At 75.2% G+C, this 15,476-nt stretch carries 13 protein-coding genes; 9 read left to right on the forward strand and 4 right to left on the reverse strand.

All coding sequences use genetic code 11. From position 1 onward, the window contains the following. Positions 1-3 precede the first annotated feature (3 nt). The 4 genes from C3486_RS05715 to C3486_RS05730 are packed head-to-tail and all read left to right on the forward strand — an operon-like array spanning position 4 to position 4,296. Positions 4-504: a GPW/gp25 family protein gene (locus tag C3486_RS05715; RefSeq protein WP_103831472.1), complete on the forward strand. Its 501-nt coding sequence runs from the start codon at positions 4-6 to the stop codon at positions 502-504. Next, positions 504-2,462, forward strand: coding sequence for a putative baseplate assembly protein (locus C3486_RS05720; RefSeq protein ID WP_103831473.1), 1,959 nt, complete (start codon positions 504-506; stop codon positions 2,460-2,462). The genes C3486_RS05715 and C3486_RS05720 overlap by 1 nt, the downstream gene beginning before the upstream one ends. Then, entirely contained in the window at positions 2,459-3,028 is a 570-nt protein-coding gene (locus tag C3486_RS05725; RefSeq protein ID WP_103831474.1) for a phage tail protein, read from the forward strand. The genes C3486_RS05720 and C3486_RS05725 overlap by 4 nt, the downstream gene beginning before the upstream one ends. After that, positions 3,025-4,296, forward strand: coding sequence for a zinc ribbon domain-containing protein (locus C3486_RS05730; RefSeq protein ID WP_103831475.1), 1,272 nt, complete (start codon positions 3,025-3,027; stop codon positions 4,294-4,296). The genes C3486_RS05725 and C3486_RS05730 overlap by 4 nt, the downstream gene beginning before the upstream one ends. Positions 4,297-4,344: 48 nt before the next feature. Here the strand turns inward: C3486_RS05730 and C3486_RS05735 are convergent, their stop codons facing one another. Continuing rightward, positions 4,345-7,161, reverse strand: coding sequence for an AAA family ATPase (locus tag C3486_RS05735; RefSeq protein ID WP_103831476.1), 2,817 nt, complete (start codon positions 7,159-7,161; stop codon positions 4,345-4,347). A gap of 204 nt (positions 7,162-7,365) precedes the next feature. Here C3486_RS05735 and C3486_RS05740 point away from each other — a divergent pair, with 204 nt between their 5' ends. The 5 genes from C3486_RS05740 to C3486_RS05760 all read left to right on the forward strand — a co-directional run bounded on the left by C3486_RS05740 (position 7,366) and on the right by C3486_RS05760 (position 12,378). Next, the gene (locus C3486_RS05740; protein ID WP_103831477.1) at positions 7,366-8,007 is read left to right on the forward strand and encodes a response regulator transcription factor; all 642 of its coding nucleotides are present in this window, start codon (positions 7,366-7,368) and stop codon (positions 8,005-8,007) included. 141 nt (positions 8,008-8,148) lie between these two features. Then, positions 8,149-8,790, forward strand: coding sequence for a DUF4255 domain-containing protein (locus tag C3486_RS05745; RefSeq protein WP_103831546.1), 642 nt, complete (start codon positions 8,149-8,151; stop codon positions 8,788-8,790). Beyond that, positions 8,787-10,868 (forward strand): ATP-binding protein, encoded by a 2,082-nt coding sequence (locus C3486_RS05750; RefSeq protein WP_103831478.1) that lies wholly within the window; start codon positions 8,787-8,789, stop codon positions 10,866-10,868. Before C3486_RS05745 ends, C3486_RS05750 begins: the two co-directional genes overlap by 4 nt. Positions 10,869-11,072: 204 nt before the next feature. After that, positions 11,073-11,309: a hypothetical protein gene (locus C3486_RS05755; RefSeq protein WP_103831479.1), complete on the forward strand. Its 237-nt coding sequence runs from the start codon at positions 11,073-11,075 to the stop codon at positions 11,307-11,309. A 91-nt stretch (positions 11,310-11,400) separates the two neighbouring features. Then, positions 11,401-12,378, forward strand: coding sequence for a LysR family transcriptional regulator (locus tag C3486_RS05760; protein WP_181138457.1), 978 nt, complete (start codon positions 11,401-11,403; stop codon positions 12,376-12,378). Here the strand turns inward: C3486_RS05760 and C3486_RS05765 are convergent. The 3 genes from C3486_RS05765 to C3486_RS05775 are packed head-to-tail and all read right to left on the reverse strand — an operon-like array spanning position 12,356 to position 15,415. Next, on the reverse strand, positions 12,356-13,138 hold the full coding sequence (locus C3486_RS05765; RefSeq protein ID WP_103831481.1) for an SDR family NAD(P)-dependent oxidoreductase: 783 nt from the start codon (positions 13,136-13,138) through the stop codon (positions 12,356-12,358). The two genes, C3486_RS05760 and C3486_RS05765, sit on opposite strands and share 23 nt — an antisense overlap. After that, positions 13,131-13,670, reverse strand: coding sequence for a cupin domain-containing protein (locus C3486_RS05770; RefSeq protein ID WP_103831482.1), 540 nt, complete (start codon positions 13,668-13,670; stop codon positions 13,131-13,133). The genes C3486_RS05765 and C3486_RS05770 overlap by 8 nt, the downstream gene beginning before the upstream one ends. Positions 13,671-13,705: 35 nt before the next feature. Beyond that, positions 13,706-15,415: an alpha-L-fucosidase gene (locus C3486_RS05775; RefSeq protein ID WP_258052621.1), complete on the reverse strand. Its 1,710-nt coding sequence runs from the start codon at positions 15,413-15,415 to the stop codon at positions 13,706-13,708. Positions 15,416-15,476 lie beyond the last annotated feature (61 nt).

A 15,476-nucleotide genomic window follows, 5' to 3' on the forward strand; every position in this document is an offset into this window, starting at 1 on the left:
CTGATGGCCGATCAGTTCGTCGGGTCCGGCTGGGCGTTCCCCCTGCGCATCGGACCCACCGGCGGCATCGCCCTGGTCAGCGGGGAGCGCGAGGTCGAGGAGGCCATGCGGCTCGTGCTGGCCACGGCGCCGGGCGAGCGTCCGATGCGCCCCGAATTCGGCTGCGCCATCCACGACATGGTCTTCGCGCCGGTCAACGAGGCCACGGCGGGCCGCATCCAGCACGAGGTGTACGCCAGCCTCGACCGCTGGGAGCCCCGCATCGAGGTGGACGACGTCACCGTGACGGCGGGCGACGACCAGGGCGTGCTCTACATCGACGTGCGCTACTCGATCCGCGGCACCAACAACCCGCGCAGCCTGGTCTTCCCGTTCTACGTCATCCCTTCGCACGACGAGCCGGGCGGAGCGGGTGACGGTGACCCGCCCGGCGGGCCGGGGCCCGGAGCCGGGCCCGCCACCCTTCCCCGTACGACCGACGAGCACATTGGAAGCGACCGCTGATGGCCCTGCCCTCCCCGAACCTCGACGACCGGCGCTTCCAGCAGTTCGTCGACGACGCCAAGCGCTACATCCAGCAGCGCGCCCCGGAGTGGACCGACCACAACGTCTCCGACCCCGGCGTGACGCTGGTGGAGACGGTCGCGCACATGGCCGACCAGGTCGTCTACCGGCTCAACCGGGTACCGGAGAAGAACCACCTGGCCTTCCTCGACCTGCTCGGCATCACCCTCTTCCCGCCGTCGGCGGCCCGCGCCGACGTGACCTTCTGGCTCTCCGCGCCCCAGGAACAGCCCGTACGGCTCGCCGTCGGCACCGAGGTGGCCACCGCGCGCACCGAGAGCGAGGAGGCGGTCGTCTTCGCCACCGAGCACGAACTCACCATCGTGCCGAGCGAGTTGTCGCATCTGGTGGTCCACCCGCAGGACGGCGAGGCCACCGAGCGGACCTCCGACCTGGCCGAGGCCAAGGACGTCAACTGCTTCGCCGAGGCCCCGCGGCCCGGCGACCGGATGCTCTTCGGGCTGAGTGCCGCCGTGCCGCACTGCGCCGTGGCGCTGACCCTGGAGAGCCGCGTCGACGGCGTCGGCGTGGACCCGCGGCAGCCCCCGCTGGTCTGGGAGGCGTGGACAGCGGACGGCTGGGCGGAGTGCGAGGTCGAGCGGGACACCACCGGCGGTCTGAACCGCCCCGGCGAGGTCGTCCTGCACGTCCCCGGCGGGCACGTGCTCTCCCGCGCCGGGCGCCGGGAGGCCGGCTGGCTGCGCTGCCGGGTCACCGAGGCCGCCGCCGGCCAGCCCTTCTACACCGTCTCGCCCACCATCCGCTCGGCCGAGGCGTTCACCATCGGCGGCACCACCCGCGCCGTGCACGCCGAGACCGTCCGCGACGAACTCCTCGGCGAGGCCACCGGGCTGCCGGCCCAGCGGCTGCGGCTCGCGCACGCGCCCGTCGTCGGCGACGTGCCGCCGCTGCTCCTCCAGGTCGCCGAGCGCGACGGCTGGGTCGACTGGCAGGTCGTCGGGCACTTCGCCGCCTCGGGTCCTGAGGACCGGCACGTCACCCTCGACGCCGCCACCGGCGAGGTCGCCTTCGGCCCCGCCGTCCGCGAACCCGACGGCACCCTGCGCCAGTACGGCGCCGTACCGCCCAAGGGCGCCATGATCCGCGCCCGCCGCTACCGCACCGGCGGCGGCAAGGCCGGGAACGTCGCCCGCGGCGCCATCCAGGTGCTGCGCGACTCCGTGCCGTACGTTGCCGAGGTCACCAACCGCGAGGCGGCCGTCGGCGGCGTGGACGGCGAGACGGTGGAGGAGGCCAAGGTCCGCGCACCCATCGCGCTGAGCGCCCAGGACCGGGCCGTGACCCTCCGCGACTACGAGGAACTCGCCCGCCGTGCCGCGCCCGAGACCGCCCGCATCACCTGCCTGGCCGCCGAACCGGACGAGCACGGCGCGCACGCCGTACGCGTCCTGGTCATCCCGCAGGCCGTGCCGGACCCGGGCGGCCGGCTCCGCTTCGAGCAGCTGGTGCCCAGTGACGCACTGCTCGGCAGGATCACCCGGTACCTCGACGACCGGCGGCTGATCGGCACCCGGCTCGCCGTCGGCCCGCCGTACTACCAGGGCGTCACCGTCGTCGCGACCCTGCACGCCTTCCGCGGCACCGACACCGACCGGGTCCGCAGGGACGCGCACGACGCGCTCTACCGCCATCTGGACCCGCTGACCGGCGGCGCGCACGGCACCGGCTGGCCCTTCGGCCGGCCCGTGCAGGCCGGTGAGGTCTTCGCCGTCCTCCAGCGTGTGCCCGGCGTCGAGCTCGTCGACCAGGTGCTGCTGCACCCGGCCGACCCGCTGACCGGCAAGCGCGGCGACGCCACCGACCGGATCGGCCTGGATCCGTCCGCGCTGGTCTTCTCCTTCGACCACCGCGTCCGGGTGATCGGGGACGCCACATGAGGGGATCGATCGACGGGCTCGGCTCGTCAGCACCGCTGGGCGACATGCTGCCCGCCGTCTTCGCCGAGGACGACCTGGCCCAGCGCTTCGTCGCCGGGCTGGACGAGGTGCTCGCGCCCATCCACAACGTCCTGGACTGCCTGGACTCCTACTTCACCCCCTCGCTCGCGCCGGCCGACTTCACCCGCTGGCTCGGCGAGTGGGTCGGTGCCGCGCCCGACGGCGGCCCCGACCTCCCCGAGGACCCGGCGCAGCTGCGTGCCGCGGTCGCCGCGGCCGTACGCCTGCACCGCATCCGCGGCACCCGGCGCGGCCTGGAGGAGGCCGTACGGCTCACCTTCGGCGTCACGCCGGAGATCGCCGAGAGCGGCGGCGCCACCTGGGACGCCCGGCCCCTCGGCCCGTTCCCCGGAGGGCGCCGCCCGAGCCTGCACGTCAGACTCCGGCTCCGCGACCCGGGGCCGCACGACGAACACCGGCTGGAGCGGCTCGTCGCAGCCGCCCGGCCCGCGCACATGCCCTACACGGTCCAGGTGACCGCAGCCGAAAGGACAACCGACAGGTGACCGACCACAACTCTGCCTCCTCCGCCGCCGGCGGCCGGCCGGCGGACTGCCCCGAGTGCGGCACCCGTACGGCCCCGGGCCAGTCGTTCTGCGACGGCTGCGGCACGGTACTGGGCTGGAAGCCGCCGAAGTTCGTCACGGAAGCGCCGGGCCCGTCCGCCGCGCCCGCCGAGCCGGAGCAGCCCGCCGCCGCCCGGGACACCACAGCCCGGGAAACCCCCGCCCGGGACACCACCGGGCCCGAGGAGACGACGCTCCGTCAGGACACCGTCTCCGCCGACGCCGACACCGCGCCCCAGGGCGCCGTCGACCCCCGCGGCCCGGCAGAGGCGCAGCCCGCCTCCGGGGCGCAGCCGGACGCCGCCGGGGCCGACGAGCGGGCCAGGGCACTGCTCATACCGGTGGCCGACCCCGAGGCGCGCGCTGCGGCCGAGCCGGCCGTCGCACCGGTGCTGCCCGGACGCCCGGAAGCGGCCCGCCCCGTGGCGCAGGGACCGGCCTACGACCCCAGCGAGGAGGGCGGCACACCCTGCCCGTGGTGCTCCACCGGCAACCGCCCCGACCGGCACTTCTGCCGCCGCTGCGCCATGTCGCTCGACGCGCGCCCGGAGGGCCCGGCCCGGCGGCTGCCGTGGTGGCGCCGCATCCTGGACCGCCGCAACCGCCCGGCGCCCTGGGCCGGCACCCGCCCGCGCCTGCGCCGGGACCTGGGCCGCATCCTGAGCTGGACGTTCCGTCTGATCGTGGTCGGCCTGGTGGTGTTCGCCGCGTTCAACATCGGCACCGCCGTCGACGCCGTGCGCGACCACTTCGCCAAGCGCGCGCCGGTGGACCCGGACAGCTACGCGGCGTCCCGCTCGTACGAGGACCACGGCGACAAGCTGGCCTTCGACAAGTTCAACAACACCTGGTGGGGCCCGGGCGTCTCGGAGTCCGGCAAGGGGGAGTGGATCGAGGCGCGGTTCCAGGAGCCCGTCCGACTGCTGGACCTGATGATCACGCCCGGCATCTCGACCAAGCCGGCCGACCTCACCAAGGCCGCCCTGCCGCACCGGATCGACGCCCTGGTGACCACCGCCGACGGGCACCACTTCACCAAGCCGCTGGTCCTCGACCGGGCGAGCGGACCACAGCGCGTCGACTTCCGCGTCGGCGACGTCAGCTCCGTACGGTTCGTCGTGCAGTCGTCCTACAACTCCGGCTCCGACAAGCAGGTCTCCTTCGCCGAGATCGAGTTCTTCGGGCGCTCCCACTCGTCGAGTTCCTGAGACACGGGCAGGACCACGGACGGGCCCGTCGGCCGGCGTACCGGCGCATCACGGGCCCGTCCCCCCGTCCTCGTCCAGCGCCTCCCGCAGCGCGGTGCGGCGCCGGATGCCCAACTTCCGGTAGGTACTGGTCAGATGGGTCTCCACGGTACGCCGCGCGAGGTGCAGCAGGGCCGCTATCTCGGCGTTGGACCGGCCGTCGGCGGCGAGCGCGGCGATCCGGCGCTCGCTGTCGGTGAGGGCGCCGGCGCCGGTCCGCCGGGCGGGCGTGCGCCGCGCACCGCTGTCGCGCAGCGCCTGCTCGGCCTGGGCCAGCAGTGGCGCCGCGCCCATGTGGTCGGCGGTGGCGGCGGCCTCCCGCAGCAGCGGCCGGGCCCGGCGCGGATGCCCGGCGGCGGCGAGCTGCCGGCCGTGCGTGATCAGCGCCGGGACCAGCTCGATGTCCAGCCCGTCCTCCGGTCCGGCGTGTGCGGCGCCCTGACCGGCGTCCGGCCCGGGCTCCGAGGCCCCGCCCCGCAGTACGGTGACGGCCCGTTCGGTCAGTTCCAGGCCGTGCCGGCCGCCCGTGGCCGCACCGAGGACGCGCAGCGCACGGCCCACGACGCGCGGGGTGTCCCAGATCGCGGCCAGCCGGTACTCCTCCTCCGCCAGCGGCAGTGCCGCCTGCGGCCGGCCGAGCGCCAGGTGGCACTCGGCGGCTGCCGACCGCCACGGGGAGACGGCCGGGCTGAGGATGTCCCGCGCCGACTGCCGCCGCCCGCAGTCGAGGAAGTCCTCCAGCGCGCCCAGCTGGTCGCCCTCTGCGGCACGCAGCACGCCACGCGCGTAGAGGAAGCGGTTGAGCTGCCAGCCGTCCGTGGACGCGTCGACGTGGACGTCCTGCGCGATCCGCCGCGCTTCCGCGGTGCGCCCGGCGCGCACCAGCGAAATGACCGTGTGCGCACGCAAGTTGGTCGGCGCGGCGTGCCCCGGCGGCAGCCCGGGTGGTCGCTGGTCGGGGAACTCCTCCGCCGTGAACCGGCCGCGCGCCGCCTCGGTGTCGGCACGGGTGTTGAGCAGCGCGTGGTGGGCCGGGTGCAGCGGCGAGAGGCGTTCGGTCAGGCCGTTCCGCACGAACCGGTCGGCGTCCTCCAGCGCGTCCGCCCACTGCGCCACGGTGGAGGCCGCGCTCAGCTGGTACGGCAGCAGCATCCGGTCCTCCGGCGCCGCGACGAGCTGCCTGACCTGCCGCATGGCCGCCTCGGCCGACAGCAGCCCGGCGGCGGCCTCGTACCGCACCAGCAGCGTCCGCACGGCCGGGCTGAGCAGGTCGGGCGACCGCTCGGCCGTCTCCCGCAGCCGCTGGTGCACCTCGCGCCGGATGTCCCGGTCGTGGTCGGAGAGCAGCGCGGCCGCCGTCTGCACCGTGCGGGCCAGCACCGGGTCGTCCTGGTCGTCGATGTCCCGCAGCACATCGAAGGCGGCCCGCGCCTCGCCCCGGTGGACGAGCGCGGTGCCCAGCCCGAGCGCCGTCGCCACCTTCTGCTCGGGCCGCTCCTGGAGCCGCAGCGCCTCGGTCAGCCGCGGTATACCCGCCGACCGCACGGTGGCGAACTCCAGCGCGCCGAGCCGCGTCAGCACCTCGGCGCGGCGTTCGCGCGGCATCCACGTGTCCAGCGCGGCACGCAGATACGCGGCGGCATCGCCGTCCCGGCCCGCGCGGGACGCCTCACGCGCCGCGTCCAGCAGGGTGTCGGTCGCCCAGTCGCCGCCGGAAGGCCGGGCCCGCAGCAGGTGCCCGGCCACGGCCTCGGCCCGGTCACCCCTGCGGTACCGGTGCGCGGCGGCCCGGCGGTGCAGTTCGACCCGGTCCTCCTCGGGCCAGCCGTCCAGCACCGCGCTGCGCAGCAGGGGGTGGGCGAAGAGCGGGCCGCCGTGGCCGGGGTCGCGGCGCAGCAGGCCCAGCCGGGTCATCGCGGTGAGCCACCCGGGCACCCGGGCGACGCCGGCCCCGCTCACCTCGGCCAGCAGCTCCTCGGTGACGTGGGCGTGCGCCCCGCCGCTCGCCTCCAGCTCGGCCAGCGCACGGGCCACGGCGGCGGTCTCGGGCCCGGCGCTGTCCAGCCACCACAGCACGGCCGCCGCGTAGGCACCCGGGTACAGGTCGGCACAGCTGACGGGCAGCGCGGCGCCGTCCCGGCCGCCGTCCGGCAGCACGGCCAGCAGGTCGTCCAGCAGGGCACGCAGCAGCAGCGGCAGGCCGGCGCCCGCGCGCACGCAGTCGGCCACCCAGGAGTCCGCAGCGTCCGCCCCGAACGCCTCGCGCACCAGCGCCGCACCGGCCTCCGGGCTCAGCGGGGCCGGCGCGTGCGCCCGCACCAGCGACGGCGACAGGGCGTGCGCCAGGCCGGGGCCGGGCGGTGCGATGTCGTACTGCACCCGCTCGCTCGCCACCAGCAGGACGGGCAGCCCGGCGAGCCGGCGGGCGGCCTCGGCCAGCCAGCGCCGGGAAGCGGAGTCGGCGAGGTGCACGTTGTCCACGGTCAGCAGCAGCGGCGAGGCGTCCGCGTACTCGCGCAGCAGCTCCCACAGCCGCGCCGCCAGATCCATCGGGGACGCGTCCTCGTCCGCCCCCGCCGGCTGCTGCGCATCGAGCAGCTGCACGACGGGACCGAGGACGGTACGGGCACTCTCGGCGGAGCAATCGGCCCGCAGCACCCGCATCCCGTGCTGCTCACCGTGCAGCGCCGCGGTGTCCAGAAGGGCACTGCGGCCGGTCCCCGTGGGTCCGCGGAACAGCAGCAGCCGGCCCGCTCCGGTCCGCGCGCGGGCGGCCTCGGCGGCCAGCAGGCCGAGCGCGGCCTCGCGCTCCAGTAGCTCGGTCACGGGCGCCGACCGCCCGTGATCTCGTGGTTCGTCTCGTGGTCGGCCACGATTGCGAGCCTCGTGGTGCCGGCGGCAGGCTGGACGCGCGCACTGCCCACGGAGCCCGCACCCCGCGAACGGGTGCGGTACCGAAGGGCACTTGAGCACAGAGCGTCACGTACCCGAAGACGCGTACGTCGTACCGCAGGACAAGCACGTAAGGGAATGGTTGTGCACGTTCGGACCCGGGTCCCGGTCGTCGTCCACGCGTCGGATCCGCTCTCCCACGCGGGAGCCGTCAGCCAGTTGCGAGCGCAACCGGAAGTGGAACTCGTCGACGACGCGTCGGCGCCGCCGGCGGGCACCGTCGCCGTGCTGCTCGCCGAGAAACTGGACGACACGGCGCTGGCGCGGCTGCGCAGACTCGTACGGAACGACGGCGCCCGGGCGGTGCTCGTCACCGAGCTGATCAGGGAAGCGGAACTGCTCCAGGTCATCGAGTGCGGCGTCGGCACCATCGTCTGGCGGCGCGAGGCCACCGCGAACCGGCTGCTGAAGGCCATACTGGCCGCCTCCCGGGGGGACGGTGACCTGCCGTCCGACCTGCTGGGACGGCTGATCACACAGATAGGCAGCATGCAGCGCAGCGCGGCGGGACCGTCCGACGTGCCCGCGTCCGGCCTCACCGCGCGTGAGGTCGACGTGCTCCGGCTGGTCGCCGAGGGCCTGGGCACAGGGGAGATCGCTGGCAAGCTCTCGTACTCCGAACGCACCGTCAAAAACGTGATGCACGGCCTGACGACCCGGCTGCACCTTCGCAACCGGGCTCATGCCGTGGCCTTTGCTCTGCGTGAAGGCTACATCTGACGCGTCGCGCGCGGGTCAAGGGCCCCCGGGGCATCGTTGGGTGCCCTCCGTGCGGCCCCGCAACGGCTGCCGGTACCGGCACCGCGCGCGCCACCATGAGCCGGGCACCACGACACGCAGCAAGTAGTGAAGGGCACGACCGTGATCCACGAGGTGGACGAGGTACTGAAGGGGCTGCTGAGCGGCGGCGCGCTGGCCGGTTCCGGCGTCGAGATCGCCTTCGACGCGCCGACCCGGGAGTGGGCGGCGCGGCGCAACGCCCCGGCCGTCGACGCCTACCTCTACGACATCCGCGAGGACCTCCAGCGGCGCCAGCGCGGCACCGTCCCGGTCCGCGACGAGCAGGGCGTGGTGCGGTCCCGGCGCCAGTCGCCGCGCTGGTTCCGGCTGGCCTACCTCGTCACCGCCTGGACCAAGCGCCCGCAGGACGAGCACCGGCTGCTCTCCGCGGTGCTCGCCACCCTGCTGCCGCACGAGACCCTGTCGCCGGAGCAGCTGACCGGCCCGCTCGCGGAACTCGGCCTCACGATCCCGCTGACCGTCTCCGGCTCGCACACCGAAGCCCGCTCGCTCGCCGACGTCTGGTCCGCGCTCGGCGGCGAGCTCAAGCCGTCGCTCGACGTCGTCCTCACCGTGCCCTTCCCCGCGTACCCGGAGTACGACGCGGGCCCGCCGGTCACCGAAGGCGCCGCGGTCCGCGTCCGCACCGTCGACGGCGCCCTCGAAGACGCCGAGCGCCGGCACCGGCCCAGCCACCTGGCCGCCGGAGGAACCGCACAGTGAGCACGTCAGCACCCGCGGCCGAAGCGCCCGCGCCGGCCGCCGCTCCGCTGCTCGGCCGGCTCGCCCGGCTCCGTGAGCGGGTGGCACTGCTCGTCGAACGGCGCAGCGCCACCGATCCCACCGCAGCCGACCCGCTGCGCGGGCTGTACCTGTCCGAGGAGTCGGTGCGGCACCTGCTGCACACCGACCGCGGCCCGGCACCGGACGCGGACACCGGGCCGGACCCCGCCGATCCGGCGAACGGCCCGGACCCCTCGCAGACCGGGACGGAGGCCGGCACCGGCGACCGGCTGGAGTGGCTGGCCGGGCGCTTCGGCCTGACCGCGCTCGACACCTCCATCCTGCTCGTCGCCCTCGCGCCCGACCTCGACCGCGGCTTCGAGCCGCTCTACGGCTATCTCAACGACGACGTGAGCCGCCGCCGCGCGACCACCGGGCTGGCGCTGGACCTGTGCGGAGTGCCCGCGCACGCCGCGGCGGCACGTGCCCGCTTCCAGCCCACCGCGCCGCTCCTGGCACGCGGCCTGCTCACCGTCGACGAGCCGGAGCGCCCCTTCCTCAGCCGCGTCCTGCGCGTCCCCGACCGGGTGCTCGCCCACCTCCTCGGCGACGACGCCCCGGATGCTGAACTCGCCGACAGCGTACGGACGTTCGCCGCCGCGCCCGGCCCCGGACCGCTCGCCCGGCAGCTCGCCGGACGGCTGGCCCGCGGGCCGCTCACGGCGTACCTGCGCGCACACCGCGCGGGCGACGGGCCCGCCTGCGCCGCGGCAGCCCTGCACGCCGCCGGCATCGGCGCGCTGCACGTCACGCAGCCCGAGGCGGCGCCCTGCGCCGAACTGCTGCGGGAGGCGCGGCTCACCGGCAGTGCCATCGTCGTGTCACCGCTGCCCGAACAGCCGCGTGCCCTGCTGCGCGCGCTGGCCGCGGACGACGTCACCGTGCTGCTGGCCGACACCCGTCCGTACGACCCGCAGTGGTGCGAGGACAGCCGCGACCCGCTCGTCCTGGACGTGCCCCGGCAGCGCGCCGGCGACGTGGCGGCGTGGACGGCGGCCCTGGCCGCCGCGACCGCCGGCCCCGGCGCCGCCCCGGCCGAACGCCCCGCTGCCGCACCGGACTTCGACCTGGAACCGGTCGTCGCCGCCTACCGGCTCGGTGACAACGCCGTCCGCCGCGCCGCCCGGTCCGCCGTCGAGCTGGCGGAGTTCGACGGCACCCCGCTCACCGCCGAGCACCTGCGGCTCGCGGCCCGCCGGCAGTCCGCCTCGGGCCTGGAACGGCACGCCCGCCGCATCCGCCCCGCCGTCGGCTGGGACGACCTCGTACTCCCCGACGCGCAGCTCACCGCGTTGCGGGAACTGACCCGCCGGGCCCGCCACCGCGACCGGGTGCTCGGCGACTGGCGGCTGAGCGCCGGCGGCGGGCGCGGCCGCGGCGTCCTGGGCCTGTTCGCGGGCGACTCCGGTACCGGCAAGACCCTCTCCGCCGAGGTGGTCGCCGCCGACCTGGGCCTCGACCTCTACGTCGTCCAGCTCTCCTCCGTCGTCGACAAGTACGTCGGGGAGACCGAGAAGAACCTGGAGCGGATCTTCACCGAGGCCGACCGCACCGACGCCGTGCTGCTCTTCGACGAGGCCGACGCCGTGTTCGGCAAGCGCTCGGAGGTCAAGGAGGCCGGCGACCGGTACGCGAACATGGAGAGCGCCTACCTCCTCCAGCGGCTGGAGTCCTTCGACGGCATCGCGCTGCTCACCACCAACCTGCGCGCCAACATCGACGAGGCGTTCACCCGCCGGCTGGACCTGGTCGTCGACTTCCCGTTCCCCGCGCCCGACCAGCGGCTCGCCCTGTGGCGGCACAGCCTCGCGCACGTGCCCTGCGCCGACGACATCGACCCGGGCCCGTGCGCGCGGGAGTTCGAGCTGGCCGGCGGCGCCATCCGCAGCGCCGTCGTCACAGCGGCGTACGCGGCGGCCGGCCGCGGCGGCCCCGTGTGCACCGCCGACCTGCTGGACGGCGCCCGCCGCGAGTACCGCAAGGCCGGCCGGCTGGTGCTGGACGACGCCGACTGGTGAGGCCGCGGGCCTTGCGGGAGCACCGGAAACACGCCGTACTGCGCAGCATGCAGCAGGGCGATTAGCACGAAGGACTGCCTCCGGGAACCGGTCCGTGCCATTCAGGTGACGGAGCGTGTGCTGTCACGGACGGGTGGTTACCCATCGTCTGCGAGGCGGCGGAGCAGCCGCCTCTTCCCTGTGCGAACCAATGGAGGCTCGAACATGAACCGCACTGTGAAGCGCGTGGCCGCCGTCGTCGGTCCGGTCGCCGCCCTCGTGCTGCTGGCCGGCGGTACCGCCGCCGCCGACAGCGACGACTTCCTCAACAGCAAGATCGCGTCGACCGACTCCGGGTACCAGAACGCGACGGCGGGCGACCACGGTGCGCAGAGCACCGGCGCGGGGACGCACACCTCGCTCGTCCAGACGGGCAACTGGGACGACGAGGACGACGACTGACGGACGCCTCCGGTCAGCTCCGCCCCGCCGGTCCGGTGCAGACCGGACCGGCGCGGGTACCCGTCGGCCCGATCGAGAGGGGGAGCGACGCGTGGAACTGCGTGATCTGGAGTACTTCGCCCTGGTGGCCGACGAGTTGCACTACGGCCGCGCCGCGGCCCGGCTGCATGTGTCACCCGCCGCCGTACGACGGCGGATCCGGGACCTGGAGTGCGAGCTGGGGCTCGTGCTGTTCGACCGCACGGACGGCCGGCTGTCGCTCGCCCCGGCAGGCGGCGAACTGCTGCCGGCGGCGCGCCGCGCGCTCGCCGCGACGGGCGAGGTCGAGGACGCCGCGCGGCACCTGCGCGCCGCCCGGCTGGGGGAGTTGCGCATCGGCTGCGCACCGGGCGCTGCCCGCCTGGTCGACGCGCTGATCGGCAAGGTCGCGCGGGAGCACGCGGACATCGCGGTACTGGCAGCGCCCATGTGGAGCCTGCAGGCACTGGACGCCGTCGCGCGCGGCGACCTCCAGCTGGCACTGGTCCGCGACCCGCTGCCGCCGCAGGGCACCTCGTCCCTCATCGTCGGCAGGTACCGCGACGAGCACGTGGCCGTCCCGGCGCCCGGCCCGCTGACCCGTCAGGTCCCGGTGCCGCTCGGCGCGTTCGAGGGCCTGCCCTTCCTGATCAACGAACGGGACATCGCACCCGGCGTGCACGACGCGACCGTACGCTTCTTCGCCGACCACGGCGTCGCGCCGCTCTGGCAGCACCACCGGCTGCGCGAACCCGAGCAGGTGCTCTCCCTGGTGGCGGCCGGCACCGCATCGGCGCTGGTGCACGCCCACCCCGCCGACGTCACCGACCCCGCCAACGTGACCTGCCCCGGCGTCGCCGTACTGCCGCTTGCCGAGCCGGGCCCCGAGCACCGCTTCCACCTGGTGTGGCGCTCGGACGACTCCTCGCCGCTGCTGCACTCCCTCATCGACCTGGTCTGCGACCACGGCTGCGACCTCGACGAACCGGCGGAGGACGACGTACCGAATGCCGGCGCCGCAGAGGGCGTCACCACGTCGGACGTGCGCTGACCCCGCCGTCCACCACGAGGTCGGTGCCGGTGATCCACGCGGCCGCGTCCGAGGCGAGGAACACACAGGCGTCGCCGATGTCCTCGGGCCGGCCGAGCCGGGTGAGCGGCGCCGCGCGGGTCCACCGGTCGACCCCGTCCGGCCAGTCGTCGGCCAGGCCCGGCCGGTCGACCAGGCCGGGAGAGACCGTGTTGACGCGGACGCCGAGGGGGCCGTACTCCAGCGCAGCGGAGCGCGCGAACATGATGAGGGCGGCCTTGGCGGCGCTGTAGTGGGCGTGCCCCGGCGCGGGACGGGACCCCTCGATGGACGCGATGTGGACGACGGAGCCGCCGTCGCCGCCGTCCCCGGTCATCGCCCGCACCGCGGCCTGGGTGCAACAGAAAGCACTGGTCACATTGGCCTCCGTGACCCGCCGCCAGTCGTCCGCCGTCATCTCCGCGAGCGGCTGCACCGGCTGCACGCCGGCGTTGTTGACCAGGACGTCCAGCCGGCCGCGCCAGGCGGCCGCCGTGTCCACCAGCCGGTGGCACTCCGCCTCCCGCGTCAGGTCGGCCCGCACGGCGACCGCCTCGCCGCCCGCCCCGGTGATCTCCTCGACCAGCGCACCGGCCGCCCGCTCGCTGCGGTGCCAGTGGACCACCACGGCGGCGCCCGCGTGCGCGAGCCGCCGGGCGATCCCGCCGCCCAGCAGTCCGCCGGCGCCCGTGACCAGGGCGACCCGTCCGGTCAGTACGCCCGCTGCGGCCGCTTCACTCATCGCCGGCCCCGTCCGGCGTGCCGTCCGGCATCCGCAGCGGGGCGCCGGGCCGGCACAGCGCCCGGATGCGTTCCGCCTGCCGGGGGTACTGCCTGATGAGGTCGTCCACGTCGCCGCCTTCGTAGTCGCGGGGCAGGAAGCCGGGCGCCATGGTCGTACCGCACAGCGACCAGCGCCCGCCCGGGAGCACCCGGGCGCCCATCCACGTACCCGCGGGCACCACCGTCTGCACTTCACCGTCCGTCCCGCCGAGCCGGATCACCCGGTCGGCGCCCTCCGGACCGAGGAGCAGCAGCTCGGCCGCGTCGCCCCGGTAGAAGTGCCAGACCTCGTCCAGGGGGAGGCGGTGCAGCGCGGAGAAGCCGTCGGCGGCCGCGGTGAGCAGCACGATGATGGCCGTGCCGGCCGGCCGCCCGGTGGCGTCCGGCGGCCCCGCCCACGTGCTGCGGAACAGTCCGCCCTCGGCCGGCAGCGGCCGCAGTCCATACCGTTCGGCCAGCTCGGCGGGTGTCGTCTCGTCCGTACCGGACACGGCTACCCCTCTCGTCGGCGCGGCGGCGCGGGCGGTCAGTGGGGCTCGGCGCTCCGGTAGAGGCCCACGAAGGCCAGCCGGGGCGTCGCCCGCGCCGCCGTGATGCGTACCCGTATGCGCCGGGCCGTCACCGGCTCGGACAGGACGAGGATGCGGCTGTACCCGATCGTGGTGGCGGCCGCAGCCTGCCGCCAGCCCGCCCCGTCCCACACGTCCACGGCACACTCCTCGACCCGCTGGCCGCGCGTGATGTCCTCGCCCAGCCGGACGCGGTCGAAGGCGGCGGCCCGCGGGAGCGTCAGCTCCACCGCCCCGGTGCGCGCGCCGCCGGCCGGTGACCAGCCGGTGGTCAGGCGCGGGTCGGTGAGCGCGGCGGCGGTCCGGCCGCGCGCCCCGGCGAGCAGGCTGGTGCCGTACGTACCGTCCAGCGCCCGGCGGAAGGCCGTCAGCACCGCGACGTCGGCCGCATCCACCCGGCCGTCCTTCGCGGGCGGCACGTTGAGCAGCAGGACCGCGTTGCGCCCGACCGACTTCTCGTACAGGTCGACCAACTGGGCTGCGGATTTGGGGTGTTGGTCCGGGTGGTGGTACCAGCCGGGGCGCAGCGAGACGTCCGCCTCGCCGGGGAACCACCGCAGCGACGTGATGTCCGGGTTGCCGGTGAGCCGGTCCCGGGACCCGAGGTCGGCGCCGGACTCGCCGCCGGGGACCTGCATGCCGATGCCGTCGCCGGTGACGGGCAGCACGCTCCACTCCGACTCGCGCGCGATGCCGTCCTCGTTGCCGATCCAGCGGACGCCGCACGGCGCCTTGAAGACGACGGTGTGCGGCGACAGCTTCCCGATGACGTCGTAGAAGGCGGCGAAGTCGTACTCCTGGCGGATGCCGGCGTCCGCCCACGGGTTGGCGCCGTCCAGCCACAGTTCGTCGATGGGGCCGTACTGGGTGAACAGCTCGTAGACCTGGTTCAGGTAGTACGCGTCGTAGTCATTGACCGTGACGTCGAACGCCGGCAGTTCGCCCCGCGCGACGGCCCCCGCGCGGTCGTCGCCGTCGACGAGCGTGGGGAGGGTGCGCCGGGTGGGCGCGCTGCCGTTGCCGTACCGGCCGTGGCCGCCGGGGGTGCGGTCGCCGTCCTCCAGGGTGGCCTGCTCCTCGATGCTCAGCGGCTCGCCGGCCTGCTGCTTGGCACGGATCCTGGCCACCCAGTCGGCGTGCCAGGCGTGCGGGAGCTCGGCGCCGTCGGCGGGGGAGAGGTACACGCCCACCTTGAGCCCCGCGGCTCGCGCGGCACGGACGTACGCACCGAGGACGTCGCCCTGCCAAGGGCTGGCCGCGACGGAGTGCCGGGTGTAGCGGGTGGGGTAGAGCACGAAGCCGTCGTGGTGCTTGGCGGTGAGCATCACGAGCTTCGCACCGGCCGCGCGGTACGCGCGCATCCACTGCGCCACGTCCACCCGCTCCGGCGCGAACCACGCCGGGTCCTCGCAGCCCGACCCCCACTCGCGGCCGGTGAAGGTGTTCATGCCGAAGTGGGTGAAGACGGTCAGTTCATTGCGCTGCCAGGCGAGTTGCTGGGGTGTGGGGACGACGTGCGCGGCCTTGGCGATGATCTGCTCGGCGGTGTCGGAGGGGGAGACGGGGACGACCGGTCCGGGGGTGATGCCACCGGCCGTGCCGTGTGAGGCGCCCGCTGCCACCGCCGTGCGCGGGAGGAGCGCGGCGGCGGGCAGGGCGGCTCCCATGGCGAGGAGCGTTCTCCGGGACGGGCTCATCGTGGTCCTCCGTGTGGGGTGTGGTGGACGA

The sequence above is a fragment of the Streptomyces sp. Ru73 genome (genome assembly GCF_002920575.1).
GTDB lineage: Bacteria > Actinomycetota > Actinomycetes > Streptomycetales > Streptomycetaceae > Streptomyces.